Consider the following 23,596-nt stretch of genomic DNA (forward strand, 5'->3'; position numbering starts at 1 on the left):
ATAGCAGTATATTAGTCAACTGTATTGCTTTATATCTAAGAAAGAGCGCTTAAGCGCAACTACGTACCTTTATTGCAGTATCTATTTTTCAGAGGAGTTGTTTTTAAATTCGATAGCTGCATCATTTTTTTTTGTTATTCAAACGCCTTGGTGCTTTTAATTTTGCTTTCATGCGATAGTGTAATTGCTTGTGTAATGTTTGATATTTGACTGATATTTGATAGTTATCTTCTACCCAGGCCGCAATTTCTTTGTAAGTTGTGAATTCACAGGATTCCTCACTTAACTTTTCTGCAATTCCTGCTATTACTGCTGAGGGAATTATTCTGGGTCTACCAGTTGCTTGCCGTATTTTTAACAGTTCTTGCAGACCGCCAGCACTATATTGTTTTAACCATCTATGTACAGTAATTCTATGTACACCTAAACGTTCAGCTACATCTGTAAGGCTTTGGCTATATCCAGCCTTTAACCAATAAAGTGCCTGGATTTTTGAGCGATTAGTCAAGGTTCGTTGCTGCGACAGAAGTTGTTTTAATTCCTCGGCTGTTACATCAATTCTTTCTTGGTAGTTTACTTTCATAGAACATTCCTCAAAGCCTAAGCGTCATTGTAGCATATCTTTGGGTAAATTCTCTAAGCTTTAGCAGTTTTGATGAGCGCACAAATGACCCGATTTCGTAAAGAAATCGGGTCATGCGTGTTATGTTTTTTAGCGGTTATGGTTAGCGGCAAGTGCGATATTTGACGTGATAAACTAAACCGCGATGAGCTAAATCGAAGGAGTCAACGGTGGCTGTGCCGGCACCGCGGGCTGTCATCGAAGCATTTACTCGCATATTTACACTGTCGCCACAGCGAGACCACACATCTGCTACAGTGGCTAAGCTATCTCGAACGTTGTAGTTGGTTTCGCCGTTGAAAGTGCGAGAAAAAACTGGGCCCTTGGCTCCAGCAAAAAAGTATTCTGCTCTGAGGTTTCCGCTGGTTTTAGGAGCAACGTAACCGCGATAATCGGCATCGTAAATCGAAATTTGGAAGCCTTGGGGTACTTTGATGGGAATGCTCAAATTGCAGCTTTTCCGGGTCTCTGCTGAGACGTTTCCTTGGGCTACAAACTTATCAAATAGGATGCTGAGTTCTTGACCGTCGGGGCTGACGCTGACGCTGGCGGATCTGTCTGGGCAACCGCTACCGCCGTAGCTTGCACCTAATATTTGAACTGATGGGTTAGCAGCCAAGGCTGGGCTGATAGCAGCAGTGGTTAATACTGTGGCTAGCAATAGTTTTACAAATTTCATGGATGTTCTCCTTAATGTTTTTTTGTTAGGACAAACCTGAATTATTCAAGGAAGATTGAGGCGATACCCTTCCAATTAGGAGATGGCAAGCCTTTACTGAAAAGGCAGTCAGACTCTGACTGGGAGCTAGATCGCTGTACCTGGCTCGGAGCTTGATCAAGTAGCATTAGTTGATGGACTAATACTTGTTTTGTCCTGATACTTTCTAAGATTCATGGCATTTAGAGATTGTTCCGGAAAATTCGATGATAAAAAATTGATTTTTTTTTACAGGTGTTTGCGGGAACAAAGCTCTGTTTTTTTTGTCTGCTGCTGCGCGGAAAAATGTTTTTTCAGCAGCAAATATTTTCCCGTGGCTATTTGTTGAGAAAAGATGCTTGCATTCTGGAATTATAGGCTTTGTAGCTGTAGTGAAATGATCTGTGTGGTAGCGGGTAACGGTAAAAAAGAGGAGAGATGTATTCTCAGGCAGATCTAGGTAGGGAGAGATGATAGTAAGGTAGATTAACTCTTCACAAAAAAATGAGTTAGTGTTATCGACCATCTTTTGATACAGCACAAGTTAACTCTCGTGCTGCAAGCTCAAGCGCACACGGGAAAATTTCGTTAACTGCTGAAAGAAATTGGGATGCTGCTAGCCTGTGAGGTGACGCGAGATTTGCTGCTGAAATACGAAGAAATGGAAATGCCGATCGCTAAAGTGAGATGTTTTGATTGTCGATCGCATTCTGGTTGCTGCTAACTCAGCAGTGGCGGCAGTCGATCGGCTTAAACAAGTGAATCCGAAGTCTATTAAGTTTTTGTCCTTGCTGGCGGCGCTGGAGGGAATCGATATTGTACTGGGACTTGCAGATGTGGCGATCGCCTTTATTGCCCTTTGTAAATTGAATTAAATATATTTTTGCTGTATATGCTAATACATTCATTTAACAAAACTTTGTTAACATGAATCTTGGTTTGATATTGCCATAATTTATAAATAGTTACATCTTTATGTCAGGAAAAACCTATATATAGCAAGGATTACAGGATTCTTAAGATTTTATTCACAAATTGCATTATCAAGATGTATTTACTGCATCTAATCGTTAAATTCTATGTATTTAGTATAACTAATGGCAGCAATTACTACATAAAATAGAGGTATGATGCTCACTGCTTACGATCGACTAATAACTTTTTTTGAACGAGGAAAAAAACAATGGAGACTACAGCACAGAAGCAAGCCCCACATCAGACTGCTGAGGAAGTGAAAATTAACGATATCAACAGCTTGGAGTTTGAGCTTTGGGCTAAAGCGGTCAAACGACAGATGATTGCAGCACTCTCTAAAAAGGCCGCGATCTAACATCTCTGGGTTTTTGTGTGCAAGTGGTGTAAATTAACTTAACAAAATTGTTGTCTGCATTGTTGTCCGATCTCTATAGGGGGAGATCGAGAGAAGAGAAGGAGAGGGGGAGAGGGGGAGAGGGGGAGAGGGGGAGAAGAAAACTTTTTGCTTCTTCCTTGTTTTGAACGCACGGGTGGCCGGAAACTGGGTTTTTTTGCGGAAATACTTCTGTTGCGACGGGCAGAAATGGTAAAAAAACTGGTTTCTTTGTACCAAGAGTGTGTCCGTGACTTTTATTTCTGCCGAAGGTTTTTTCCCGGATTACCAGAAAAACATGGTTTAAAGCCTCTGCCTTAAGCGGGAGAAATTAAAACAAGACTATTCATTACTCGAATCCTCAAACTTCCAGGTAGAGGTCGCCCTCAACTGTCAACTGTCAACTGTCAACTGTCAACTGTCAAGATCGCTTATCAACCGCCGCTAGCAATCGCAGATTTCCGTCTTGAATCTGCACCGCTTTTACGGTTCCCACAGCGACTCTTTGTTGACCGTTAGCCATCGCTACTTCTATCTTAATCTTGGGGTCAGCCTGCAAGCCCAGGCGCCCCCACAACCATTTGATTTGAGTAGCAGGAAAAGAGCGGACTTCTACATCGGCAAAGGGCGGATTAACCCAGCGGGTTCCGTCGTAAAAACTGGCTACTTGTACCTGATACCAAACTTGTTCTCCGGTCAATTTTAACTCGTTTTTCGCTTCTGGTTCCAGCCACTCAGCGGGATTAATACTGCTAATTAAAGTAGCAGAACCCATAATTTGACTTTTGTGGTATTCTAAACTTTCAGCTTGAGAAATTGCTTCCTCAAGTTTATTGACCAAATTGCGAATTCTAGTTCGAGTTTCGCTGTCAGTATCTGGTTGCTGGTCGAGCCAATTCATCGCCTCGCGAGTTCCGTCTTGAGAGGCTACAATCAGGGTGCCCCAAGCTTTGACATCGGCGTCAGCCGCGTTGACTCTCAAGGCGGCGTCTACGCGGTTCATGATCCGCCCGCCTTCATTTTTGAGGGTGGTGGCAATTTCGTGAGTGTTGCTGGGATCGGCTTCAAATACTTGCAAAGCTTGACTCCAGCGGCCGTCTATCAATTCTGCGAGAACTTGTTGGCTGGGACTGGCCCAAGATGCGATCGCCTGAGCACGAGTAATTTTAGCATGAAATTCGATCGTCTCTAGTTGAGCTTGGGCGACTGCGGGCCAATTCTGACCGGCTTTGGCTTTAGCTGAACGCATGACATTTAATCCGGGAGACCAAAGTCCGCTTTTTGCCAGTCGCAGCCCATTTTTATAAGTCTGGTCATTGAAGGCAAATTCTTCTAAGGAAATCGCGGTTAATTGAACTGGGTTCGGGATAAATTTGCGCGAACCAATTTGATAAATGGTAAATTGCGGTTCTAAACCAATTGTTTGGTCGATCGCCAACTGGGGGTTTTGCCCCTTAACAATTTGCTGCCAATTCGGCGCTTGTCCGGCCGCACTCGCCCAATCCAACAGCGAGATTAAATGATTTTGACTGGGGTTGTAGCGAACGACTTGTCCGTAGGGAATTTTCTTGTCGCCCCGCACGAGTTTACCGCTGACATTAAACCAAATGCCCAATTCGGGGGGCTTGCCGTCAAAGCGGCGCAGTTCTGTTAGCGGTAGCGACTGATTTGAGGCTTGATTGTTGGATCCAGAGTCATCCAAAGAAGCAATGACAAAAGATTCCGCCGGGCCTTCTATATTCACAGAACTTGCTAGCTGAAAATACTGTACGGTATCGGAATCGCGATCGGGAAGTTGCACCCGCTTGTACACGCGAAGTTCGACAATTTGACGGCAAGGATTTTTGCAAACTGTAGAAGCATTAACTGTTCTTTCCACCATCACCGGCAACAGCAAATCGGAAATAGAATTATCTGCGGATTTCTCAACAGGAAGCGGTAGGGGTTCGCCGGTGATGAATCCCAATTTGCGGATGCTGGCTTTGATTTGATCGAGAGTTTGGATGGTATCTCTGCTACCTGTAGGCAGGCGCGACCATCCGGGTACAAACTGAGATATCAATCTGTTCCCGTTGGGATCGACAATTAGCTGGTAACTCAGCCAAGCGCCACCTCCCATCAAAGCTGCACAGCCGCACAAGACGCTGAGGGCTGTCAAATTAGCTACCAGTCTTTTCCAAGGATATCTGGCGGGAGTTGGGGAACCAGGTATGGGAAGCTGGGACTCTTGAAGTTTTTTGGCGCGTCGGTTTTGGCGGCGGCGTCTTGTCGGAGAAGGAGTAACTTTGCGATTTTCTGGGGGTTTGGCTCGATTTTTTGAGGAGTTTATTTTGTGTTCCATCGTCGAAATTTTAGAATTTAGATTTTAGAATTTAGAGTTTAAATTTGGAATAGCCGATCGTACTGCCGACCTATGATATCCCAGGTATATTGGCTTTCAACGAGCGATCGGGCCCTCAGAGAGAGTTCCTGTCTTAGCTGATAATTTTCAAACAAACTGGTAATCGCCTCAACATACTCCTGAACTTCGTTTGCCCGCAAGGCCCTTGTCGGGGAAGGCCCGCCACCGACGGTTAAACCCTCCAAACCTCGATCGCTAGCAACTACAGGCGTTCCAGCCGCCATCGCCTCCAAAGTTTTATTTTTAATTCCAAAACCAATCCGCATCGGCACCACACAAACAGCAGCCTGATGCAAATATTCTGCCACCCTTTGCACCCTGCCTACTACTTGAATTCCCGGAAGTTTCCCCAAGGCGAGGACTTCGGGAACTGGCGAGGTGCCGACTAGGGTGAGGGTAGCATCGGGATACCGCTGCTGCAACTTTGGGAGTACCTGCAAACTGAGAAACCTGGCCGCGTCTATATTGGGCAAATTGTTCATGGCGCCTGCAAAGATTAAGGTGTGTCCTCCTGGATCGATCGACCGATAGGGAAATTCTGCCAAATCCACGCCGTTAGGAATCACATCAATGGGAGGGACAAAAAAATCTGCTTTCCCTCCGAGGCTGCCAGAGGACAGCAATTCTAGCAGTTGCTGCTTGTCTGTGGATGTGGTGGCGACAATACGGGAGAATTTGGTACAGTAACGTTTTTCGTAGCGGGCGAGTAGCGGTAAATTTAGTCGATCGCGCAGGGGTTTTTGGGAAGTCCCGGTGGCTAACATTTCCCTGCAAGTTCCCCAAACGGAACTGTGAATATTTGCAACTGTTAGCAGTTTTTGCCGCCATTCTGGACGCACATAAATCTCGTTAACGCTGTGCTCGCAGGTAACAGCATCACATTTGCCTGCTATGACTAAATTGTCTGCCCAATTTTGCATTGCTTGAGAGTAGCTGGAGATTACGTTCGGAGGCGTCCCGGATAACAAAAATTGACTAAATCTGTGGAATTTTCCTATTATTTCGTTCATTTTCTCATCAATCCCCTGATTGAGGGGAGGAAAGAATTCTTCCTCAATCCCCCCCTTGTTAAGGGGGGGAGGAAAGAACCCCCCCTCAGTAGTCTCCTGATTGAGTCTTAGCCCCCCCTTAGCAAGGGGGGGTTGGGGGGGTGTCTGCGGGTGGAGGAAAACTGCTAATTGTGTAACTTGTTGCCTCAATGCGTCGATTTGTGAGTCAGTGACATCTGGCGATCGCACAGTACCAAGAATTACATCATGCCGCCGGCTCAAGTATTGCAACAAATTAAATGTCCTTACCTGAGTTCCGCCGCGGCTTGGCGGATAGGGAAAAGTTGAAGAAAGCATCAAAATTCGCATGGGATGTTGAATAAATAAAGTTGCCACTGTCACGATAAAATTGATTGATAAAACCTGTTTAACAATCCTCCCACCTATGGATGAATTATCTGTTAAGGCGCTGCTCGAAGATTTGAAAAAGTCTGACGAAAGCGTGCGCGATCGGGCTACTACAGAACTCTGGCGCACTTGGTTTAACCAGAAGGGTGACTACGGGATGCAAGTTCTCAGGCGATCGCAAGTTTCCCTAGATGCAGGAGATGTTCGGCACGCTTTGGATTTGCTGACAAAACTGATTGCGGAAGCGCCGGATTTTGCTGAAGCTTGGAACCGGCGCGCCGTACTTCACTATACCCAAGGCAATTATCAAAGGTCGATCAAAGACTGCGAAACAGTCCTCCAACTAAATCCGGTGCATTTTGGGGCGTTGCACGGTCTGGGTTTGTGCTACGCTGCCCTGGGAGAATACAGAAGTGCTATTCGAGCTTTTCGTCGCGCTTTGGAAATTCAACCTTTTGCATTGGTGAATCAAAAGTTAATTCTGGAATGTACAGCTCGTTTAAATTAAAAGACATAGGGCATTGGGCATTGGGCATTGGGCATTGGGCATAGGGCATAGGGCATAGGTGGTTTCTTTCCCTGAACTCAATTGCGAATTTTTTTCGCAATCTCAATCCCAAATCTAAAATGGTTTTAATGCCGAAAATTAGTGTTTGCATTCCTACTTGCAATCGAGTGCATTTGCTGGCTAGTGCGATCGCCAGCGTGCTAGATCAAACTTATACAGATTTTGAGTTAATTGTCTGCGATGACGGTTCGACGGACACGACTGCGCTGTTGATGTCGGAATTTGTCGTAGCTTGCGGGGCTCCCAGCCATCGCCCGATTCGCTACATTCGGCACCCGCAGAATATCGGCAAAAGTAATAATATGCGATCGGGCTTTGCGGCGGCTAGGGGCGAATATTTTATCAAGTTTGACGATGACGATCGCCTGAGCGCGCAATTTCTAGAGCGGACATCTGCTATTTTAGATAAAGACCCCAGCATTGATTTTGTCAGTACCGACCACTGGGTCATTGATGTCAACAACAACATTGACGAAAACCAGACACAACTGAATTCGCAGCGGTGGGGCCGCACCGAGTTGTCGGCGGGAATTATTGAAGATTTACTTGCTACAGTTTTTCTGAGGCAAAGTTTGCAAATAGGCGCAACTTTGTTTCGGCGCCGCGCGCTGGAAACAGTCGGATTTCTGCGGCCCAATTGGCAAAATTGCGAAGATAACGATTTGTTTGTGAGACTTGCGCTTGCGGGCAAAAAGTGCTATTACTTGCCCGAGCTGTTGATGGAGTATCGATTTCACGCAGGACAGCAAGGATGCGATCGGGCAATTCCCTATTTGAGCGATAAATTGCGCTATTTGACCAGTTACGAATTTGATTCCGAGAAGTTGGAAACAGTCAGGCTCAAGAGGATTGCAGAAACTCAATTAGCGCTTGGTTTGCGGTTAATTGAGGTGGGTGAAACTGCAAAAGGGCGGCGGATGGTGCGAGCTGGGAAGTCGGTTTCTGAGACTAAAATGTGGGCGGGTTTGGGATTGTCGCTGCTGCCCGAAAAGTGTCGGGGGAGGGCTTTTGCGCTAGTGCGGGAGTTGTTGAAACGCGAGTTGTGAAAGATGATTTCGAGACAATACCGGGCGGTTGAGACGGCGGTTGAAACCGCGTCTACACAGACAAAACCTGCCTCCGCAGGTTGAAGAGTGGGTAGTTAAAATCACATTTATGGAGACAAAATCTACCGAAAAAGCGGTTTTAATTCTTGATTTTCTTGAGTCCGCGGAGGCGGACATTGTTTGTGTAGACGCGGTTTCAACCGCCGAGTCTTTTATACTGACATTATACGAATGCGTCTTTCACAATACTCCTGAATCTAATTGGTCTAGATAAATAAATTCAGGAGCTTTAACTCCGGCTTCTTCTCTAATTTTAACCAGTGCAGGCGACTCAAAAAATGCCCTGGCATCTGCTGTTGATGTCCACGCGGAGAAATGAACAATTTTGTTGGGTTCATTCTCATACTTCAAAACCTGATACGAGCGCTCGCCAGCTTCTTTTCGGATATTTGCAGCATTGTCAAATACCTTTTTCCAAGCTGCATAATTTTCGACTTCATGAATAATTAAGACATATTGCATAGCAGTCAGATTTTCTGATTATTTCAAAACGTCAAGGGTTCGGCTTACTCCTCTTCTTCCTCAGCACTGTCCTCTTTAAATCCCAACCACAAAAGTATTACCTCTTCTACTTCAAGCATTTTCTCGGATGTCAGACTTCCCAATTTGCGTAGAAGCTTTGCATGAGGGATTGTAATCATATTTTGTACGTCAAATACTCCTTCTCGGAGGAACTTATTTTTGACTTTTACCTCAAATCTTGAACCGCGTAGACTTGTTGTATGTGGCACTAGAGTCGCTAAGGCCCGGTCTTGATTTAAAGCAGGAATACTCACGACCAAACATGGTCTGACTTTCGCAATATAACCTAGATCGACTAACCATATTTCACCACGATCTGGACTATTCATATACGGATTCTTCCTCATCTAACTCTAGAAAAATTCCCTCAGCATTCAGAACTAAATCGTCATCAGACAGGGGCGGAAAGTCTAAATCGACAGTCCGTTTCAAAATTTCCAATACCAAATCTAACCGTTCTGAGTCTGTTAATCGCTCAAAGGTATTCAAGAGTTCTTCTACTAAAATAGTCATAGCTTTTTCCCTAGACTTGCTTATAGCATAGCACAGGTTTTAAGTAGACCAACCTAAAAAAACATAACAGCCAGCTCCCCGCAGCACTTTAAGGCTGCGGGGTTCTAACATCGATCGCGCTTTCCACTAAAGTAGTACATAGTGCCCGATCGCAGTTTTTCCTAAATATCGTGTTTATATTGTCTGAAATTCCGACTGTGTGGTTGCAAATTTCCCTCGTGGGAGCCTGGTTGGGCGTAATTTTGCTGGTGGCTGAAGGGTTAAATCGCTTTACTGCTGTCGGTGCCGAGGTATCGCGCAAGGTGGTTCACATCGGTACTGGAAACGTGATTTTGCTGGCTTGGTGGCTGCAAATACCCGACTGGGTGGGGATTTCGGCTGGTTTTTTGGCTGGTGCGATCGCCCTAATTTCCTACCAAGTTCCGATTTTGCCAAGTCTGAACACTATCCACCGCAAGAGTTTCGGGACTTTTTTCTATGCTGTCAGTATCAGCGTTCTCGTCGCTTGGTTTTGGCCGCTACAACATCAAGAATACGCTGCTTTGGGCATTTTAGTGATGGCTTGGGGGGACGGATTGGCCGCTGTTATTGGGCAGAAATACGGCAAACATCTTTATCGAGTTTGGGGAATGCAGAAGAGTTGGGAAGGTTCTGCAACTATGTATTTGGTGAGTTTTGCTGTTAGCAGTTTGATTTTGCTGGCTGTGCAAGGCAATGTTTGGCAAACTTGGGCGGTGTCGGCTGTTGTGGCTTTGGTTGCTGCTACTTTGGAGTCGGTGTCTAAGTTGGGAATTGACAATTTGACTGTGCCAATCGGCAGCGGGGCGATCGCCTTTTTGCTCAATCAATTTTGGTAATTGGTTCGTAGTGAGGACTTCAGTCCTCATAAAACTCAAAACATTAACGTCAATCGATTTTAGATTTTAGATTTTAGATTTTAGATTTTAGAGGCGACCCCACTGATAAATTCGGGGGAAGAGAGGATTTTCGATTTTTGATTTGGGATTGATTCCACGGATAAATCACGTGGCGGGTACCACCTTTGAAAATCTTGATCATTACTACCAATTTTTAACGGCAAAACCCCAGCTAAACAAAGTTTAGCTGGGGGAAATTGAAGATATTTCAAAGTAGTTGAAAAACTTACCGTTATTGGGTGAGGCGAATGTCTTTGCCTACCTCACTAGAAATACTCCGATCGCCTTTTCATCTGTCCCATTTAGAGCCTTTGGGTGGCGTACCTTCAAAAGGCTGAACGCCAGTAGCCGGATAATCGTCATCGCTCCGTCTAAAAATCCTCGATGCAGCTTCCGAAACGTAACGCATTGCGCCTACCACAGATTTAGAAAGATTCATAAGAACCGCCTCTCTTTTCTGGCTGTTGATACTTTATAGATTAGTCTGAGTTTCTGCCCTGCGATCGCTTTAGCAATATTTGTTTGAATTACTTATTAGTCTGCAACATCGAAGCAAACTGAAGCTTTTACCAATTCAGTGTTTTGGTCGATCGCCCCAATCTCCTCATATATATTTTGCGATCGATTTGCTGAGATTGCTAAATGCGAACTTTTTAGTGATTCTACCATAATTATTTTGTACCCATCTACACAAAAACCCCTATTAGAGGGCATAAATCATAAAATATTCCGACTCTCTCTGAAATCTTAATCAAACCTTTACAAAAAGATATGGTATTTGTCACTATAATTAAATAAACAAAGTTTGTCCGGGGTTTTTTTGATGAAAACTGCGACAGAAAGCCTGCACGTCACAGGTTTTGAGGAAATCTTAGAAGATCGGGAATTGACGGTTTCTCCAGCAGATTACAGCCTGTTGACCGATCTCTACCAGCTAACGATGGCGGCTTGTTACGTCGGGGAAGGCCTCGACGATCGCCCTGCGAGTTTTGAATTGTTCGCGCGCAGGCTACCAGATGGTTTTGGTTATGCGATCGCCATGGGTTTGGCTCAGGCGATCGACTATCTAGAAAAATTGCGGTTCTCAGAGGCGCAAATTCAGGCTTTACAGTCCACCGGAATTTTTGCCGGGGCCCCCGAGCGATTTTGGGATCTACTCGCTTGGGCCCGCTTTACTGGGGATGTGTGGGCGGTACCCGAGGGGACGGCGGTATTTGCCAATGAACCTCTCTTGCGGATCGAGGCTCCTCTGTGGCAGGCTCAGTTAGTCGAAACTTATTTGTTGAATGCAATCAATTATCAAACTTTAATTGCGACGCGGGCTGCGCGGCTGCGCGATGTGGCGGGCCCGGAGGCTAAGTTGCTGGAATTCGGGACGCGCAGGGCTTTTGGGCCTCAAGCTGCTGTCTGGGCTGCTAGGGCCGCTTTGGCTGCTGGGATCGATGGTACTTCTAATGTTTTGGCTGCTTTGAAATTGGGCCGCAAACCTGTCGGTACGATCGCCCATGCTTTGGTAATGGCTGTGTCGGCTCTCGAAGGCAGCGAAGATGAGGCGTTTGCAGCATTTCACCGCTATTTTCCGGGGGCGCCGCTGTTGATCGATACTTACGATACTGTGGCGGCGGCGCGGACTTTAGCATCGCGAGTCAACAGCGGTGAAATGCCCTTGGAAGGCGTGCGGCTGGATTCGGGGGATTTGGTAAAATTGTCTCGGGAAGTGCGATCGATCCTTCCGGGCGTGCCAATTATTGCTAGCGGTGATTTGGACGAACACGAAATTGCTAGATTAAAAAGTGCGGGTGCTTGCATTGACGGTTACGGTTTGGGAACAAAGTTGGTCACCGGTTCGCCTATCAACGGTGTTTATAAGTTAGTGGAAATAGACGGAATGCCCGTGATGAAAGAGGCCAGCGGCAAGGTAACATATCCAGGGAAAAAGCAAATTTTTAGAACCATGAAAGATGGAGAAATTATCGGAGATTGTTTGGGACTGGCAGCGGACAATATTTACAATTCGGAGCATCATTTACCATTAATGCAATTGGTTGTCAAGGATGGCAAACGATTGCACGAACCCGAAAGTTTGGAGGATATCGCCAAACGAACTGCTGCTTCTGTCGCCAGTCTCCCGGCAGAAACTCGCCAATTAAATAACCCGATTTCGCCACCGATGGAAATTTCTACAGATTTGCAGACTCTCACTCAAAAAACGAAAAAGAGTCATTAGTTATTTGTGTCAACGTCAGACTAAAACTTATGAAATATCTCGCTTATAGCATCGATCAGGTACGTTGTTGGGCTTTAGCCCTCTTTATAGATATAGATAAAGAGGGCTAAAGCCCAACAACGTACCTATTTCCCCATTACCCATTCCCAATTCCCTATGCAAAGAATTGCCTTGTTTGGAACCAGTGCCGATCCACCTACTGCGGGACACAAAACAATCTTGAATTGGCTTGCTCAGCATTTTGATTGGGTAGCAGTTTGGGCGTCGGACAATCCTTTCAAGTCGCACCAAACATCCCTAGAACATCGATCGGCAATGCTGCTGTTAATGATTCAAGAAATTAATTCGCCCAGACACAACCTTTGTTTGCATCCAGAACTCAGCAGTCCGAGGACGCTAGAAACCGTGGAACAAGCAAGATTGCAGTGGCAGGATGCAGAGTTGACGATGGTAATAGGCTCGGATTTGGTGGGACAACTGCCTCGCTGGTACAAATTTGAACAGTTGTTAAAAGAAGTAGAGTTACTGATAGTACCGCGGCCTGGTTATCCGTCAGAACAGTTAGATTTGTGGCAGTTGAAGCGCATGGGTGCAGAAGTGGCGATCGCATCTTTGAACGCTCCCGATGTTTCTTCAACTTCCTATCGGGAAACAGGAGACACGGAAGCCCTGACTCCGACTATCGAAGATTACATTAATCGGGAGCATTTGTACGCATGGCACGAGGCACAAAAAAGAGCGAAGGTTGCTCATTAGCTGACTTTAAAGTAGGAGTAGATAATGTAATTTTCTCCGTCGATACCGTGCAGAACCGCTTGTTGGTGCTGTTGGTAATGCGGCAAGACGAACCGTTTATCGATTCTTGGAGTCTTCCCGGTACTTTGGTACGGCACGGAGAGTCTCTGGAAAATGCAGCTTACCGGATTTTGTCGGAAAAAATTCGAGTAGAAAATTTGTATCTGGAGCAACTGTATACTTTTGGAGAACCGGGACGCGATCCGAGAGAATTCACCAGGGGCGATCGCTATCTTTCGGTGAGTTACTTTGCTTTGGTGCGGTTTGAAGAAGCTGAATTGATTGCTGGAAGTGTAGTTGCAGGTGTCGGGCACCGCGTCGGCGGCATTGCTTGGTATCCCGTCCAACAAGTTCCGAAGCTAGCCTTCGATCACAATCAAATTCTCGAATACGGATACCGGCGACTCCGCAACAAACTTGAATACAGTCCCGTAGCTTTTGAAGTTTTGCCAGAGCTTTTTACTTTGAGCGATCTGTATCAATTGTATACTACTATTTTGGGGGAAAATTTTTCTGATTATTCTAATTTTAGAGCTCGATTGTTGAAATTGGGCTTTTTGTGCGATACCCGTGTTAAGGTTTCGCGAGGTGCAGGGCGTCCTGCTAGTTTGTACCGCTTTGATGCTGCCGCTTTTGCTCCTTTCAAAAATAAGCCCCTAGTGTTTATATAGCTGTTCCTTGGATGACCTCGCCTAAAAATAGCCGCCACCGACGCTTGCTGAGAGTCGATCGCCAAATTTTAGACTAAGGTTAAATCTCTCAGATTAATCCGTGGAGTCAATCTAAGATCTAAAATCTAAAATCTAAAATCGACTGACATTACGAGTTCAATTGAGTAATATGAGAAAACAATCTATTAAGGAGTGCAGCAGATGAAAGACCCAGATCAATGTGCTAATATTCATGAAGTTCGCGAGGAAATTGATATCATCGATCGAGAAGTGATCGATGCTTTGAGCAAGAGATTTCAATACGTCATTGCAGCAGCCAGGTTCAAAACGAGTGAAGCGAGCGTTAGAGCGCCCGATCGCTTTCAGGCTATGTTACAACAGCGACGCGAGTGGGCTTTGGAATCGGGTTTGAATCCTGATGTGGTAGAAAAACTCTACCGGGATTTGGTCAATCATTTTATTGAGGAAGAATTGAAGCGTTACAAATCTGATTCAGTTGACAGTTGACAGTTGACAGTTGACAGTTGACAACGACCTCTACCTAGAAGGAAGTGGATTGAAGTAATGAATCGTCTGATTTAACTTTCTCCTTAAAAGGGAGAGGCTTTCAACCAATTCTTTCTGGTAATGTTTCCCTACATTCAAGTCTAAGACTATAGGAAATTGAGTCCGCGCGAGCGGACTGCTAGCAAGATTTATTAGGTGACTTGGTAATATGAAAATTGCGATCGCACAACTCAACCCTACTATTGGTGATATCTGTGGCAACTCCAACCTAATTCTGGAGGCGGCGAAACAAGCGCAGATTGAGGGCGCAAACTTATTACTAACGCCAGAACTTTCCCTGCTGGGTTATCCGCCGCGCGATTTGTTGATGAACCCGAGTTTCATTGCAATTGCCGCCGCACATTTGGAACAACTGGCGCAAGCTTTACCACCGGAGTTAGCAGTCATTGTCGGCACTGCCGTACCTAATGCTGATGCTGTGAAACTAGGCGAGAAGTTATTATTCAACAGTGCTGTTTTGTTGCAAAATGGCGCAGTGCAACAAGTTTTTCATAAACGCTTGTTGCCTACCTATGATGTATTTGATGAAGATAGATATTTTGAACCTGGACAAAACAGTAATTATTTCACTATTGGCGAAGTCAAAATTGGTGTGACAATTTGTGAGGATTTGTGGAATAATGAGGAGTTTTGGGGTAAACGCAGTTACGTGGGCGATCCTATTTCCGATTTGACAAAATTGGGTGTGGATTTAGTGGTGAATTTGTCGGCATCGCCTTATTCTGTTGGCAAGCGGGGAGTGCGATCGGCGATGTTGCAGCACAGTGTCATCCGTTCAGGAATACCGATTGTTTATGCTAATCAGGTAGGCGGAAATGATGATATTATTTTTGATGGCAGCAGTTTTGCGGTGAATCGTCAGGGGAATTTGATTCGGGTATTGGCTTCTTTTGAAACGGATTTTGCTGTGCTGGAATATGACGAAAACAAACAAGATTTGATGGGGGGTGGGAACGGGCAAGATGCCCGTTCCACAACTGATTTGGGATTAGGTGAAGGACAAAAACTAGGTTTAATTGGCAGTGGCGGGAACGGGCAAGATGCCCGTTCCACAACAGATTTAAGTTCTACAACAGATTTAAGTTTTGAACCGCCATTCGGGGATGCGGAAATTTGGGCTGCTTTGGTTTTGGGAGTGCGAGATTATGTTCGCAAATGCGGTTTTTCTAAGGTTGTACTTGGTTTGAGTGGCGGGATAGATTCGGCTTTGGTGGCGGCGATCGCCAGTTGCGCGATCGGGCCCGAAAATGTGTTAGGGGTGCTGATGCCTTCTCCTTACAGTTCGGATCATTCGGTTAATGATGCTTTGGAGTTAGCCCGAAATCTCGGAATTGCGATCGAAATGTTGCCGATCGGCGATTTGATGAAAACTTACGATCGCACTCTCGGCGATTTGTTTCTCAATACCACTTTCGGAATTGCCGAGGAAAATATCCAATCGCGCATTCGCGGCAATCTGTTGATGGCGATTTCTAATAAATTCGGACATTTGCTGCTTTCCACAGGCAATAAATCGGAAATGTCGGTGGGTTACTGCACTCTATACGGCGATATGAATGGCGGATTGGCAGTCATTTCCGATGTGCCAAAAACTCGCGTTTATTCGCTTTGTCGGTGGCTGAATGCAGGGGGATATGTAGGGGCTGTACTCTCGTCCCCTGATAGCGAAATTATTCCAGTTAATATTATCAATAAAGCGCCGAGTGCTGAACTGAAACCGGGGCAAGTTGACCAAGATTCTTTGCCTGCTTATGATATTTTGGATGACATCTTGCAGCGGTTGATAGAACATCACGAATCTGCCCAACAAATTATCGCGGCGGGACACGATGAAGCCGTGGTTAAGCGTGTAGTAAAATTAGTCAGGCAATCGGAGTTTAAACGGCGACAAGCAGCCCCGGGTTTGAAAATTAGCGATCGAGCTTTTGGTACCGGTTGGCGGATGCCGATCGCCAAATCTTCCTCTTATGAAACGCATCATTAAACGCAAAATGGTTAACATCGGCGGTACTTTCGGCTTCGATTTTCTTCTGGGAACTCCCGGAAGCGATACTATGAGAGGATTTGCAGGGAATGACACTATTCAAGGTTTGGCGGGGAATGACCTGATTTTTGGCGATCGCGACAATGACTCGATCGCCGGAAACGAAGGCGCCGATACGCTGTTTGGAGGTCAAGGAAGCGATACAATCTATGGAGGACAAGGTGAAGATGCGATTAATGGCGATCGGGGGAACGATTTACTAATCGGCGGCGATGGCAAAGATATCTTGACAGGAGGCGCGGGCGATGATTTATTTGTGATTGAAAGCACCTCTGCTGCATCTACTGTCACCCAAGCCGATGTTATTACAGATTTTGGCAGCGGCAATGATAAAATTGTCTTGACAGAAGGCATCAAGTTTAGCGATTTGAACATTTCTATTTCTGAGAACCAAACTGTGATGCAAAATAAAAATTCTGGTAACTATTTAGGAGTAGTTTCAGGAAGATTTAATTTGACTGAATCAAACTTTATCTCAATGTTTGGTGGGATGGATATGGGTCAACTTTTACCAGTTTCAGTGAATGCGATTTTGGGCGATCGGGCGATCGGGCTGGAAGTGGCAAAAACTCCCCAAGAACAAGCAATTGGCTTAATGTTTCGCACAGAATTGCCCGATGACAGGGGAATGCTTTTCGCGATCGCCCCCCCGCGCAATGTGCGTTTCTGGATGAGAAACGTGCAAATCGAGCTGGATATGATTTTTCTGCGCGAAGGGGTAGTGCAGGCGATAATTCCCAACGTACCGCCCTGTTTGAGCGACACCTGCCCCAACTACGGCCCCGATGTTCCCGTTGACGGAGTGATCGAGCTCAAAGGCGGTAGGGCGGCCCAGTTGGGACTCAAAGTGGGCGATCGAATTCCAAATTTGCCCTAAAAGGTATAGCCCTTCTCAGATAGGTTCGCGGACGTTGTTGGGCTTGGGCTCTCTTTGTTTAAGCGGTTATATAAGCTGTCAGTCATACCTCATCTTTCTGATAAATGCTATATATGATATCATGTCTGTTTGATTCGGAATTGTATGATGTTAAATTTTGTAGGGGCGGGTTCACCAACAATAATTGCCCATAATCTACAATCTCATAAACCCGCCCCCGCCCATGCTATCGGACATGATATGATTCTGTAAAAACATTCAACATTTTTGCATCCAATGAATCCTATTGAATTAACAATAATCCCGCATCAAACTCAAGACGGTTTAGCCTACCAACATTTACGCTTACGAATTACTACTCAAGACGGTATTATTATACCAGATGATTTACAAGGTTTGAAAATCCCTCAAAATGTTCAATTCAGCCAAGGAATTGTCATTGAAGGTAGAGGAGCAATTTGGCTGTACGGGTATTTAGTGCACGAATGCCATCCTGCTGCTTGGGTTGGATGTTATGATCCGCGACTAGAAGGCGCCGTGGTAGTAGCAACTCATAAGCACGAAGTATCAGTGGGACAAATAATCAAATTGAACTTACCAACTTAGTAATTTGGTTCGTAGTGAGGACTTCAGTCCGAATCAATAGAAGGACTAAAGTCCTCACTACAAACAAATTGTACAACGTTATTCGATAAAACTTTTCAAAATACCGATAATTTTGCCAGGATTGCCCACAAAATACTCATTGATATCGATCGATATAGTTTGTTCTTCTAGCTGCATAAATTTCCAGAGACTTCCCGTTGTCACAACTCCGTAAACCTTCTTAATTTCATTGCCTTTTTGTTGGTTAAACAATTGAGCTGCGATCGTTTCAGCCATACATTGAGCCAAACCAGATTCTATATTATCATTTTTGGCTTCGACTAAAGCAATAACCGGCGCTTCGATAATTAACTGTTCCGGCGATTGGCTAATCAGGAAATCGCAAAATCCGTTTAAACCTCTCAGGCTATCTACCGTAAAATCTTTACCGGAAAATAAAGCTATTCGATTGTCAAATTGTTTTCTGAGTTCAATCAAGATTGGTGCTACAGCGGTTCTCAGAAAGATGAGGTACGTTGTTGGGCTTCAGCCCTCTTAATTTAAGGGTTATATAAGCTGTCAGTCATACCTCATCTTTTTGAGAAAGGCTATACAATCATTTCCGATCGAGATTTGTCCGAGTTAATTGCCAAAGCTAGCGGAATATTGTACTCTAGGGTTTCCGACAAAAACTGGCTGTAGTTAGCCTCTGGAATCTCTGCAAAAAGTCCGAATTGCTCGCAGAGAGTTATTCCAAATTCTGATTTGATTTGTTCGAGCCTAAATTGGCTGTAGGGCATTTGAAAAACCCTCTAAGAGAATTGACTGGTAAAATTAGATTTTATCACGCGATCGCCCAAAAAACCTTTAATTTTAATTAATATTTATCCTTTCACTTTCACAGGCAAAACGATCGCAAACTCAGTGCCAACTCCAGACTGGGACTTCGCCTCGATAGTGCCGCCATGTTTTTCTACCACAATCTGATGGGCAATTGCCAACCCCAATCCCGTTCCTTTCCCGACAGCTTTTGTCGTGAACAAATGGTCGAATATCTGTTTTTTTACTTCTTCTGGCATCCCGGTTCCGTTATCAGCAATTTGAATTATAATATAATCTTCCCCAATTAAATTAGTGCAAATCGTGATGCGGTTGGGATTGACAGCAATTTCGTGAAAAGTGCGTCCAATATTTAACTCTTCTAAGGCATCGATCGCATTGGCAAGTAAGTTCATAAAAACTTGATTTAATTGACCGGGAAAACATTCAATTTTAGGGATATTACCGTATTTAGCTATCACTTCAATCTGCGGGCGATTTTCGTTAGCTTTTAGACGGTGTTTCAAAATCAAAATAGCGCTATCAATGCCGTCGTGAATATTAAAAGGAACTTTGTAGTCTTTATCGCCTCGGGAGAATGTACGCAAACTGGTGCTGATGCTGGAAATGCGATCGCACCCGACTTGCATGGAATTAATCATCTTCGGTAAATCTTCCAAGAGATAATCGATATCTATCTCTTCGGCATGGTTCGCAATTTCCGATTTGGGTGCATCAGAGCGATACAATTCTAAGTGTTCTATTACATCCCCGAAACTTCTTTTAGCTTCACTTAAATTGCCCGAAATAAACCCAATCGGATTGTTAATTTCGTGGGCGACTCCGGCAACTAAATTACCTAAAGCCGACATTTTCTCATTTTGTACGAGTTGCAGTTGCGTTTGTTGTAAGTCTTTTAAAGTTTGTTCGAGGCGCTGATTTTGCTCTTGCAAAAGTTCCTGTGCTCGCTTACGCTCGGTGGCATCAACACCCAAACCAATAATCCCGATCCTCTCGCCATCGGATTTTTTTAACTGCACTTTTGTGACTTCTAAATAGTGCAGTTTGCCGTCCACAAACATTAGAGTTTCGTTGGAGTAATGGGGCGAATCTTGGGCAAGACAGGCTGCATCTGAAACCAGGCAATTCGCTGCATTTTCTCCTAGTATATCTTTGTAATGTTCGACAGCTAGTAAAGCGGAGAGAGGCACACCGATATCTTGACAAAAAGTGTTGTTGAAAAAGTGTACTTTTCCATGAGGATTAACCATCCAAATCCAAATCGGAGCGACATCAAGAATCGCTTGCAGCATTTGTTTTTGCTCGGCAAGCTGAACTTCTGTTCGGCTGACTTTTGTTAGCATTCGCTCTAATTTTTGGCTGTAATCCTGAGAATTTTTATATAGCAGAGCATTTGACAAACTGATGGCTGCTTGAGAACACAGGAGATTGAGATATTGCAGCCGATCGCGCGTAAAAACTCTTGCAGTTAACAGATTCTCTAGATACAAAATGCCGACTAACTTGTCTCGATCGAGAATCGGCAAACACGACAGGCTCTGCGGTTGGTATTTGAGGATGTAGGAGTCGGACTCCCAATCACATTGTTGAGGAATGTCCCGCAAAATCACAGGTTTTAACAATTCTTTAACGCAATCAACAATGTTTAGGGGCAGGATATCGCTGTTTTTATCGAGTGTTGCGGATGATAAGTCGATCGCCCGATCGACACCCAAATTGTCGATCGCTCTTGCAGCAGCAATTTCCCATTGATTGCCGTTTTGCAAAATCAGCACTCCTTTGTCAACGCCTGTATTTCTCATCGCCAGTTGTATCAGTTTGGCAATTAGTTGATCGAGATCTCTTTCACTAGAAAGCGCTTGACAAGCTTTTAGCAGAGTTGAAAAATTCCCAAAATCTGAGACTGTCGCCGACACAGACGGATTCATCAATGAAGGTACAGATTGATTTTGTTTGACAGGTATCGCGAAGGTTGCTAATGAATCTGTAGCGAGTTTAGCAGGCTGCAAAATCGCTGACAACAATTGAGGATAGCATTTTTCTAATTCATCAATTTTGGCTCGATCTCCCCAGCGCAGATAGCAATCATAGGTGTCTATCATGTAGACTGTAGCAATTTTTTCTCTTCCCAATGACAGGTAAAACTTAGCAGCGAGTTCGCAAGCAAGAGCTTCTTCATTCAAAAAATCGTTAGCTTTAGCTCCGGCAATAGCTCGATCGTAAAGTTCCATTGCTTCTGTAGTCTTCCCAAAAATGCGAAGCCATTCTGCTTCAACCAGATCTAATTTGTGCTGGTGACTATTCGGGTTACGCTGCGCGAATTCTTTGAGGTTTTTTTGAATTACAAAAACACGTTTTAGGATTTGTTTTCGCTTTGTCGGTGCGGCATCTTCATAGATTGCTAAATCTGCCAGCGCATCGTAAAATTCGTGCATCATAGTTACTAGCATTACAACACAACTTTCCCATGAATCTTGTTGGTATCTCCCTGTCTAACTACTTCGGATTGCGGCTGGAATTTATTGCCGATCCGGCGTCTATTTGTGCTAAGATTTATCCCATTTTATCTGGCAGGTTACTATAAATAAAACTTCCCAGATAGGAATCTTTCATATATTTTAAAATAACTGACCTCCTTTCGATTTCGTCCTGGAATATCTGTTTGCTTGATGACTATTTCGAGCGATGCAATTAACTGTCACGCGATGCAACTCGACGATCGCATTCTGGCACAACCGCCTCGCAGAAGTCCACAACAAATCGGTAACTGCGGGCGTAGGTTTTTATACTGCGGGCAGGAATTGCGCCCGGAATATCTAGATTTTTGGTCGTTTCGCGCCGATCGGGAAACTACAAGAGTTTGCTACAGGCGGGTTAGCGGTTTCAATCGCCCACAGCCCCGAAAGCGGTTCGATAAATCGGTGTAAAATTCGCGATCGGGCGATCTCCAGGCATTACCGCAGTCAAATGTACTGCATCTATTGTTGCATCCATATTGGCTGACCCCAAGCCAGGAATTAAGTTGAAAATAGTTAGTGTATCTATCTTAGGGCATAAACAGCATAATTTTCGAGCTTTCGAGCTAAAATTCTACTGATCTACTACGGAATAGTATTTTATACTGGGACGATCGGGATTAGAGTTAATTACTTACGTATAAGTTTCTGCGGTTAATATTAAATGCCTTATATGAACGCAAAACACTGGTGTCTTGCGTATTAATGCGCCAATGCAGTGTGCCTAAAAATACTTGTTAATGTTCAGTAAATCTAATATATGAGAATTGGAAATTGGGCATTGGGCATCGGCCAAAGAGGGCATCGGGAATTGGTTGTTATTAATTATCACCAACAACTCACAACTGACAACCAACAAATAACAACTCACAAATAACAACCAACAAATAACAACTGACAACTGACAACTGACTACTAAGAGGGCGGGCACGGGGGCACCGCCCCTACTAACTACTGACTACTGACTACTGACTACTGACTACTGACTACTTTCGCCCGAGCAACAAATAAGTCATCATTTCTCCTTTACCTTTAATTTCAACAGCACCGCGCATTTTAAAGGAAAAATTATCTTTCAAACGCTCATAAACCGCAGCAGTCACCTGAATTTCTCCCGGAATACCGTTTGATTCCATCCGGTGAGCAACATTCACTGTATCCCCCCACAAATCGTAACTAAATTTAGTTAAACCAATGACTCCCGCCACCACCCCACCAATATTTATCCCAATGCGGAGACTAAAAGTTTGATTGTGTTTGAGATTGAAGCTAGCGAGAGCAGCTTGCATATCGAGTGCCATTTGGGCGATCGCCTCTGCGTGATTTTCTTGCGGTTGGGGCAAACCGCCGACTACCATGTAAGCATCACCAATAGTTTTGATTTTCTCTAAACCGTGCTCTAACGATAACCGATCGAATTGACTAAAAATTTGATTGAGAACTTTCACCGTTTCTGCCGCACTTTTTTGAGATGCAAAATTTGTAAATCCCACCAAATCAGCGAATAAAACGCTGACATCCGAAAAGCTGTCAGCAATTATGCTTTGTCCTTCCTGCAAGCGATCGGCAATCGGTTTAGGCAAAATATTTAAGAGCAATTCTTCAATTTCTTCTTTCTGAAATTTGGTTGTTTCCAAGAGCAACCGCGTTTCAATTTCTGCCTCTTCCCGAGAAGCAATTTCCCGCTGCAACATCTGATTTTTATGCGTAAGTTGCAGTTCTAATTCCCGCAGCCGCAATTGATTTTCAACCCTAGCTAGCACTTCTACTGCTTCAAAAGGTTTAATAATGTAATCCACCCCGCCAATATTAAAGGCTTTCACCTTATGAGAAACTTCTACCAAAGCACTCAGAAAAATAATGGGAATGCCGCGAGTGCGATCGCTAGCTTTCAAGCGACTGCAAACTTCATAGCCATCGATCCCAGGCATCATAATATCTAGCAAAATTAAGTCAGGTTGAGTCAACTCCACAGCTTCGAGTCCCCGTTGGCCGCTAGATGCAAGTCGTACTTCATAGCCTTTTTTCGACAAGATTCGCTCCAGTAAACTTAAATTGTTAAGAGTGTCGTCAATAATTAAAATACTGCCCCTGAATTTTTCAAAAGATAGTTGATTCATCAGCTTGCTAGGAAGTTAGTTAAACTTATAGCCTTTCTCAGAAAGATGAGGTACTCATGGGCATCGGGGATAGGGCATCGGGCATCGGGCATACCTCACTTTTTTGAGAACCGCTATAAGATTGGTTTAAATTCAAAACTTACGCACGGTGCATCGAAATCTTTTTTTTCATGAAACTACTTGTTGAAGCAGGGAGAAAGAGCGATTGGCCCTATTTTTGATGTACGAATGCCTCCTTGACTCAAATGTATACTAATTTGTCA

27 protein-coding genes are annotated in these 23,596 nt (G+C 44.4%); 13 read left to right on the plus strand and 14 right to left on the minus strand.

Annotated elements, in window-relative coordinates:
* Positions 1 to 121: 121 nt before the first annotated feature.
* The 3 genes from JGK36_RS13080 to JGK36_RS13090 form a co-directional block, all read right to left on the minus strand.
* Positions 122 to 583 carry a helix-turn-helix domain-containing protein gene (locus tag JGK36_RS13080; protein WP_293182419.1) on the minus strand — a complete coding sequence of 154 codons (462 nt, stop codon included), beginning with the start codon at positions 581 to 583 and terminating at the stop codon, positions 122 to 124.
* A gap of 142 nt (positions 584 to 725) precedes the next feature.
* Positions 726 to 1,301 (minus strand): DUF4360 domain-containing protein, encoded by a 576-nt coding sequence (locus JGK36_RS13085; RefSeq protein ID WP_293182417.1) that lies wholly within the window; start codon positions 1,299 to 1,301, stop codon positions 726 to 728.
* Positions 1,302 to 1,506: 205 nt separating this feature from the next.
* Positions 1,507 to 1,845, minus strand: coding sequence for a hypothetical protein (locus JGK36_RS13090; protein WP_293182415.1), 339 nt, complete (start codon positions 1,843 to 1,845; stop codon positions 1,507 to 1,509).
* Between the two features lie 166 nt (positions 1,846 to 2,011).
* On the opposite strand from JGK36_RS13090, the gene JGK36_RS33845 reads away from it, so the two are divergent.
* Positions 2,012 to 2,194: a hypothetical protein gene (locus JGK36_RS33845; RefSeq protein WP_325315263.1), complete on the plus strand. Its 183-nt coding sequence runs from the start codon at positions 2,012 to 2,014 to the stop codon at positions 2,192 to 2,194.
* A gap of 308 nt (positions 2,195 to 2,502) precedes the next feature.
* Positions 2,503 to 2,649 carry a hypothetical protein gene (locus JGK36_RS13100; protein WP_293156176.1) on the plus strand — a complete coding sequence of 49 codons (147 nt, stop codon included), beginning with the start codon at positions 2,503 to 2,505 and terminating at the stop codon, positions 2,647 to 2,649.
* A gap of 439 nt (positions 2,650 to 3,088) precedes the next feature.
* Here the strand turns inward: JGK36_RS13100 and JGK36_RS13105 are convergent, their stop codons facing one another.
* Positions 3,089 to 5,008 (minus strand): hypothetical protein, encoded by a 1,920-nt coding sequence (locus JGK36_RS13105; RefSeq protein ID WP_293197103.1) that lies wholly within the window; start codon positions 5,006 to 5,008, stop codon positions 3,089 to 3,091.
* 38 nt (positions 5,009 to 5,046) lie between these two features.
* Positions 5,047 to 6,426: a glycosyltransferase family 4 protein gene (locus JGK36_RS13110; protein ID WP_293190293.1), complete on the minus strand. Its 1,380-nt coding sequence runs from the start codon at positions 6,424 to 6,426 to the stop codon at positions 5,047 to 5,049.
* Between the two features lie 76 nt (positions 6,427 to 6,502).
* Between JGK36_RS13110 and JGK36_RS13115 the strand changes: the two genes are divergently transcribed.
* Positions 6,503 to 6,973 carry a tetratricopeptide repeat protein gene (locus tag JGK36_RS13115; RefSeq protein ID WP_293182411.1) on the plus strand — a complete coding sequence of 157 codons (471 nt, stop codon included), beginning with the start codon at positions 6,503 to 6,505 and terminating at the stop codon, positions 6,971 to 6,973.
* Positions 6,974 to 7,101: 128 nt separating this feature from the next.
* Positions 7,102 to 8,079 carry a glycosyltransferase gene (locus JGK36_RS13120; protein ID WP_293197104.1) on the plus strand — a complete coding sequence of 326 codons (978 nt, stop codon included), beginning with the start codon at positions 7,102 to 7,104 and terminating at the stop codon, positions 8,077 to 8,079.
* A gap of 240 nt (positions 8,080 to 8,319) precedes the next feature.
* On the opposite strand, the gene JGK36_RS13125 is transcribed toward JGK36_RS13120, so the two are convergent.
* From JGK36_RS13125 to JGK36_RS13135, 3 genes are read right to left on the minus strand one after another with little or no spacing between them, the layout of a single operon-like run.
* Positions 8,320 to 8,601 (minus strand): antibiotic biosynthesis monooxygenase, encoded by a 282-nt coding sequence (locus JGK36_RS13125; protein ID WP_293197105.1) that lies wholly within the window; start codon positions 8,599 to 8,601, stop codon positions 8,320 to 8,322.
* A gap of 44 nt (positions 8,602 to 8,645) precedes the next feature.
* Entirely contained in the window at positions 8,646 to 8,990 is a 345-nt protein-coding gene (locus tag JGK36_RS13130) for a type II toxin-antitoxin system PemK/MazF family toxin (RefSeq protein WP_293197106.1), read from the minus strand.
* The gene (locus JGK36_RS13135) at positions 8,983 to 9,174 is read right to left on the minus strand and encodes a hypothetical protein (RefSeq protein ID WP_293156198.1); all 192 of its coding nucleotides are present in this window, start codon (positions 9,172 to 9,174) and stop codon (positions 8,983 to 8,985) included. The genes JGK36_RS13130 and JGK36_RS13135 overlap by 8 nt, the downstream gene beginning before the upstream one ends.
* Positions 9,175 to 9,344: 170 nt before the next feature.
* Here JGK36_RS13135 and JGK36_RS13140 point away from each other — a divergent pair, with 170 nt between their 5' ends.
* On the plus strand, positions 9,345 to 10,031 hold the full coding sequence (locus JGK36_RS13140; protein WP_293190245.1) for a diacylglycerol/polyprenol kinase family protein: 687 nt from the start codon (positions 9,345 to 9,347) through the stop codon (positions 10,029 to 10,031).
* A gap of 349 nt (positions 10,032 to 10,380) precedes the next feature.
* Here JGK36_RS13140 and JGK36_RS13145 read toward each other — a convergent pair whose 3' ends face one another.
* The gene (locus JGK36_RS13145) at positions 10,381 to 10,530 is read right to left on the minus strand and encodes an isochorismate synthase (RefSeq protein ID WP_293182399.1); all 150 of its coding nucleotides are present in this window, start codon (positions 10,528 to 10,530) and stop codon (positions 10,381 to 10,383) included.
* Between the two features lie 95 nt (positions 10,531 to 10,625).
* Positions 10,626 to 10,760, minus strand: coding sequence for a hypothetical protein (locus tag JGK36_RS13150; protein ID WP_293182397.1), 135 nt, complete (start codon positions 10,758 to 10,760; stop codon positions 10,626 to 10,628).
* 154 nt (positions 10,761 to 10,914) lie between these two features.
* Between JGK36_RS13150 and JGK36_RS13155 the strand changes: the two genes are divergently transcribed.
* The 7 genes from JGK36_RS13155 to crn3 all read left to right on the plus strand — a co-directional run bounded on the left by JGK36_RS13155 (position 10,915) and on the right by crn3 (position 17,878).
* Positions 10,915 to 12,318 (plus strand): nicotinate phosphoribosyltransferase, encoded by a 1,404-nt coding sequence (locus JGK36_RS13155; protein WP_293190243.1) that lies wholly within the window; start codon positions 10,915 to 10,917, stop codon positions 12,316 to 12,318.
* Positions 12,319 to 12,474: 156 nt separating this feature from the next.
* Entirely contained in the window at positions 12,475 to 13,074 is a 600-nt protein-coding gene (locus JGK36_RS13160) for a nicotinate-nucleotide adenylyltransferase (RefSeq protein WP_293190241.1), read from the plus strand.
* The gene (locus tag JGK36_RS13165) at positions 13,035 to 13,784 is read left to right on the plus strand and encodes an NUDIX domain-containing protein (RefSeq protein ID WP_293190239.1); all 750 of its coding nucleotides are present in this window, start codon (positions 13,035 to 13,037) and stop codon (positions 13,782 to 13,784) included. Before JGK36_RS13160 ends, JGK36_RS13165 begins: the two co-directional genes overlap by 40 nt.
* 201 nt (positions 13,785 to 13,985) lie before the next feature.
* Positions 13,986 to 14,291: an isochorismate lyase gene (locus tag JGK36_RS13170; RefSeq protein ID WP_293182391.1), complete on the plus strand. Its 306-nt coding sequence runs from the start codon at positions 13,986 to 13,988 to the stop codon at positions 14,289 to 14,291.
* 208 nt (positions 14,292 to 14,499) lie between these two features.
* Positions 14,500 to 16,335 (plus strand): NAD+ synthase, encoded by a 1,836-nt coding sequence (locus tag JGK36_RS13175; protein ID WP_293182389.1) that lies wholly within the window; start codon positions 14,500 to 14,502, stop codon positions 16,333 to 16,335.
* On the plus strand, positions 16,319 to 17,272 hold the full coding sequence (locus JGK36_RS33850) for a DUF192 domain-containing protein (protein WP_366516570.1): 954 nt from the start codon (positions 16,319 to 16,321) through the stop codon (positions 17,270 to 17,272). Before JGK36_RS13175 ends, JGK36_RS33850 begins: the two co-directional genes overlap by 17 nt.
* A 276-nt stretch (positions 17,273 to 17,548) precedes the next feature.
* The gene (crn3, locus tag JGK36_RS13190) at positions 17,549 to 17,878 is read left to right on the plus strand and encodes a CRISPR-associated ring nuclease Crn3/Csx3 (protein WP_293197107.1); all 330 of its coding nucleotides are present in this window, start codon (positions 17,549 to 17,551) and stop codon (positions 17,876 to 17,878) included.
* A gap of 78 nt (positions 17,879 to 17,956) precedes the next feature.
* Here the strand turns inward: crn3 and JGK36_RS13195 are convergent, their stop codons facing one another.
* The 3 genes from JGK36_RS13195 to JGK36_RS13205 all read right to left on the minus strand — a co-directional run bounded on the left by JGK36_RS13195 (position 17,957) and on the right by JGK36_RS13205 (position 21,147).
* On the minus strand, positions 17,957 to 18,355 hold the full coding sequence (locus JGK36_RS13195; protein WP_293182383.1) for a hypothetical protein: 399 nt from the start codon (positions 18,353 to 18,355) through the stop codon (positions 17,957 to 17,959).
* Positions 18,356 to 18,465: 110 nt separating this feature from the next.
* A complete protein-coding gene (locus JGK36_RS13200) occupies positions 18,466 to 18,657 on the minus strand; it encodes a hypothetical protein (RefSeq protein WP_293197108.1) in 192 nt (63 codons plus the stop codon).
* Between the two features lie 84 nt (positions 18,658 to 18,741).
* Positions 18,742 to 21,147: an ATP-binding protein gene (locus JGK36_RS13205; RefSeq protein ID WP_293190231.1), complete on the minus strand. Its 2,406-nt coding sequence runs from the start codon at positions 21,145 to 21,147 to the stop codon at positions 18,742 to 18,744.
* Between the two features lie 219 nt (positions 21,148 to 21,366).
* On the opposite strand from JGK36_RS13205, the gene JGK36_RS13210 reads away from it, so the two are divergent.
* Entirely contained in the window at positions 21,367 to 21,624 is a 258-nt protein-coding gene (locus JGK36_RS13210; protein ID WP_293156235.1) for a hypothetical protein, read from the plus strand.
* 575 nt (positions 21,625 to 22,199) lie between these two features.
* Here the strand turns inward: JGK36_RS13210 and JGK36_RS13215 are convergent.
* Positions 22,200 to 23,333 (minus strand): adenylate/guanylate cyclase domain-containing protein, encoded by a 1,134-nt coding sequence (locus tag JGK36_RS13215; RefSeq protein WP_293182377.1) that lies wholly within the window; start codon positions 23,331 to 23,333, stop codon positions 22,200 to 22,202.
* Positions 23,334 to 23,596 lie beyond the last annotated feature (263 nt).

The sequence above is a fragment of the Microcoleus sp. PH2017_35_SFW_U_B genome (assembly GCF_020737865.1).
In the GTDB taxonomy this organism is placed as follows: domain Bacteria; phylum Cyanobacteriota; class Cyanobacteriia; order Cyanobacteriales; family Microcoleaceae; genus Microcoleus.

What these genes read in the sequence shown, in the direction of transcription:
- JGK36_RS13165 (WP_293190239.1), top strand. Translation starts at nt 13,035, where the DNA reads ATGGCACGAGGCACAAAAAAGAGCGAAGGTTGCTCATTAGCTGACTTT.
- JGK36_RS13130 (WP_293197106.1), bottom strand. Translation starts at nt 8,990, where the DNA reads ATGAATAGTCCAGATCGTGGTGAAATATGGTTAGTCGATCTAGGTTAT.
- JGK36_RS13110 (WP_293190293.1), bottom strand. Translation starts at nt 6,426, where the DNA reads ATGCGAATTTTGATGCTTTCTTCAACTTTTCCCTATCCGCCAAGCCGC.
- JGK36_RS13135 (WP_293156198.1), bottom strand. Translation starts at nt 9,174, where the DNA reads ATGACTATTTTAGTAGAAGAACTCTTGAATACCTTTGAGCGATTAACA.
- JGK36_RS13210 (WP_293156235.1), top strand. Translation starts at nt 21,367, where the DNA reads ATGACTATTTCGAGCGATGCAATTAACTGTCACGCGATGCAACTCGAC.
- JGK36_RS13175 (WP_293182389.1), top strand. Translation starts at nt 14,500, where the DNA reads ATGAAAATTGCGATCGCACAACTCAACCCTACTATTGGTGATATCTGT.
- JGK36_RS13150 (WP_293182397.1), bottom strand. Translation starts at nt 10,760, where the DNA reads ATGGTAGAATCACTAAAAAGTTCGCATTTAGCAATCTCAGCAAATCGA.
- JGK36_RS13105 (WP_293197103.1), bottom strand. Translation starts at nt 5,008, where the DNA reads ATGGAACACAAAATAAACTCCTCAAAAAATCGAGCCAAACCCCCAGAA.
- JGK36_RS13080 (WP_293182419.1), bottom strand. Translation starts at nt 583, where the DNA reads ATGAAAGTAAACTACCAAGAAAGAATTGATGTAACAGCCGAGGAATTA.
- JGK36_RS13115 (WP_293182411.1), top strand. Translation starts at nt 6,503, where the DNA reads ATGGATGAATTATCTGTTAAGGCGCTGCTCGAAGATTTGAAAAAGTCT.
- JGK36_RS13160 (WP_293190241.1), top strand. Translation starts at nt 12,475, where the DNA reads ATGCAAAGAATTGCCTTGTTTGGAACCAGTGCCGATCCACCTACTGCG.
- JGK36_RS13125 (WP_293197105.1), bottom strand. Translation starts at nt 8,601, where the DNA reads ATGCAATATGTCTTAATTATTCATGAAGTCGAAAATTATGCAGCTTGG.
- JGK36_RS13120 (WP_293197104.1), top strand. Translation starts at nt 7,102, where the DNA reads ATGCCGAAAATTAGTGTTTGCATTCCTACTTGCAATCGAGTGCATTTG.
- JGK36_RS33850 (WP_366516570.1), top strand. Translation starts at nt 16,319, where the DNA reads ATGAAACGCATCATTAAACGCAAAATGGTTAACATCGGCGGTACTTTC.
- JGK36_RS13205 (WP_293190231.1), bottom strand. Translation starts at nt 21,147, where the DNA reads ATGCTAGTAACTATGATGCACGAATTTTACGATGCGCTGGCAGATTTA.
- JGK36_RS13155 (WP_293190243.1), top strand. Translation starts at nt 10,915, where the DNA reads ATGAAAACTGCGACAGAAAGCCTGCACGTCACAGGTTTTGAGGAAATC.
- crn3 (WP_293197107.1), top strand. Translation starts at nt 17,549, where the DNA reads ATGAATCCTATTGAATTAACAATAATCCCGCATCAAACTCAAGACGGT.
- JGK36_RS13170 (WP_293182391.1), top strand. Translation starts at nt 13,986, where the DNA reads ATGAAAGACCCAGATCAATGTGCTAATATTCATGAAGTTCGCGAGGAA.
- JGK36_RS13145 (WP_293182399.1), bottom strand. Translation starts at nt 10,530, where the DNA reads ATGAATCTTTCTAAATCTGTGGTAGGCGCAATGCGTTACGTTTCGGAA.
- JGK36_RS13100 (WP_293156176.1), top strand. Translation starts at nt 2,503, where the DNA reads ATGGAGACTACAGCACAGAAGCAAGCCCCACATCAGACTGCTGAGGAA.
- JGK36_RS13085 (WP_293182417.1), bottom strand. Translation starts at nt 1,301, where the DNA reads ATGAAATTTGTAAAACTATTGCTAGCCACAGTATTAACCACTGCTGCT.
- JGK36_RS13200 (WP_293197108.1), bottom strand. Translation starts at nt 18,657, where the DNA reads ATGCCCTACAGCCAATTTAGGCTCGAACAAATCAAATCAGAATTTGGA.
- JGK36_RS13090 (WP_293182415.1), bottom strand. Translation starts at nt 1,845, where the DNA reads ATGGTCGATAACACTAACTCATTTTTTTGTGAAGAGTTAATCTACCTT.
- JGK36_RS13215 (WP_293182377.1), bottom strand. Translation starts at nt 23,333, where the DNA reads ATGAATCAACTATCTTTTGAAAAATTCAGGGGCAGTATTTTAATTATT.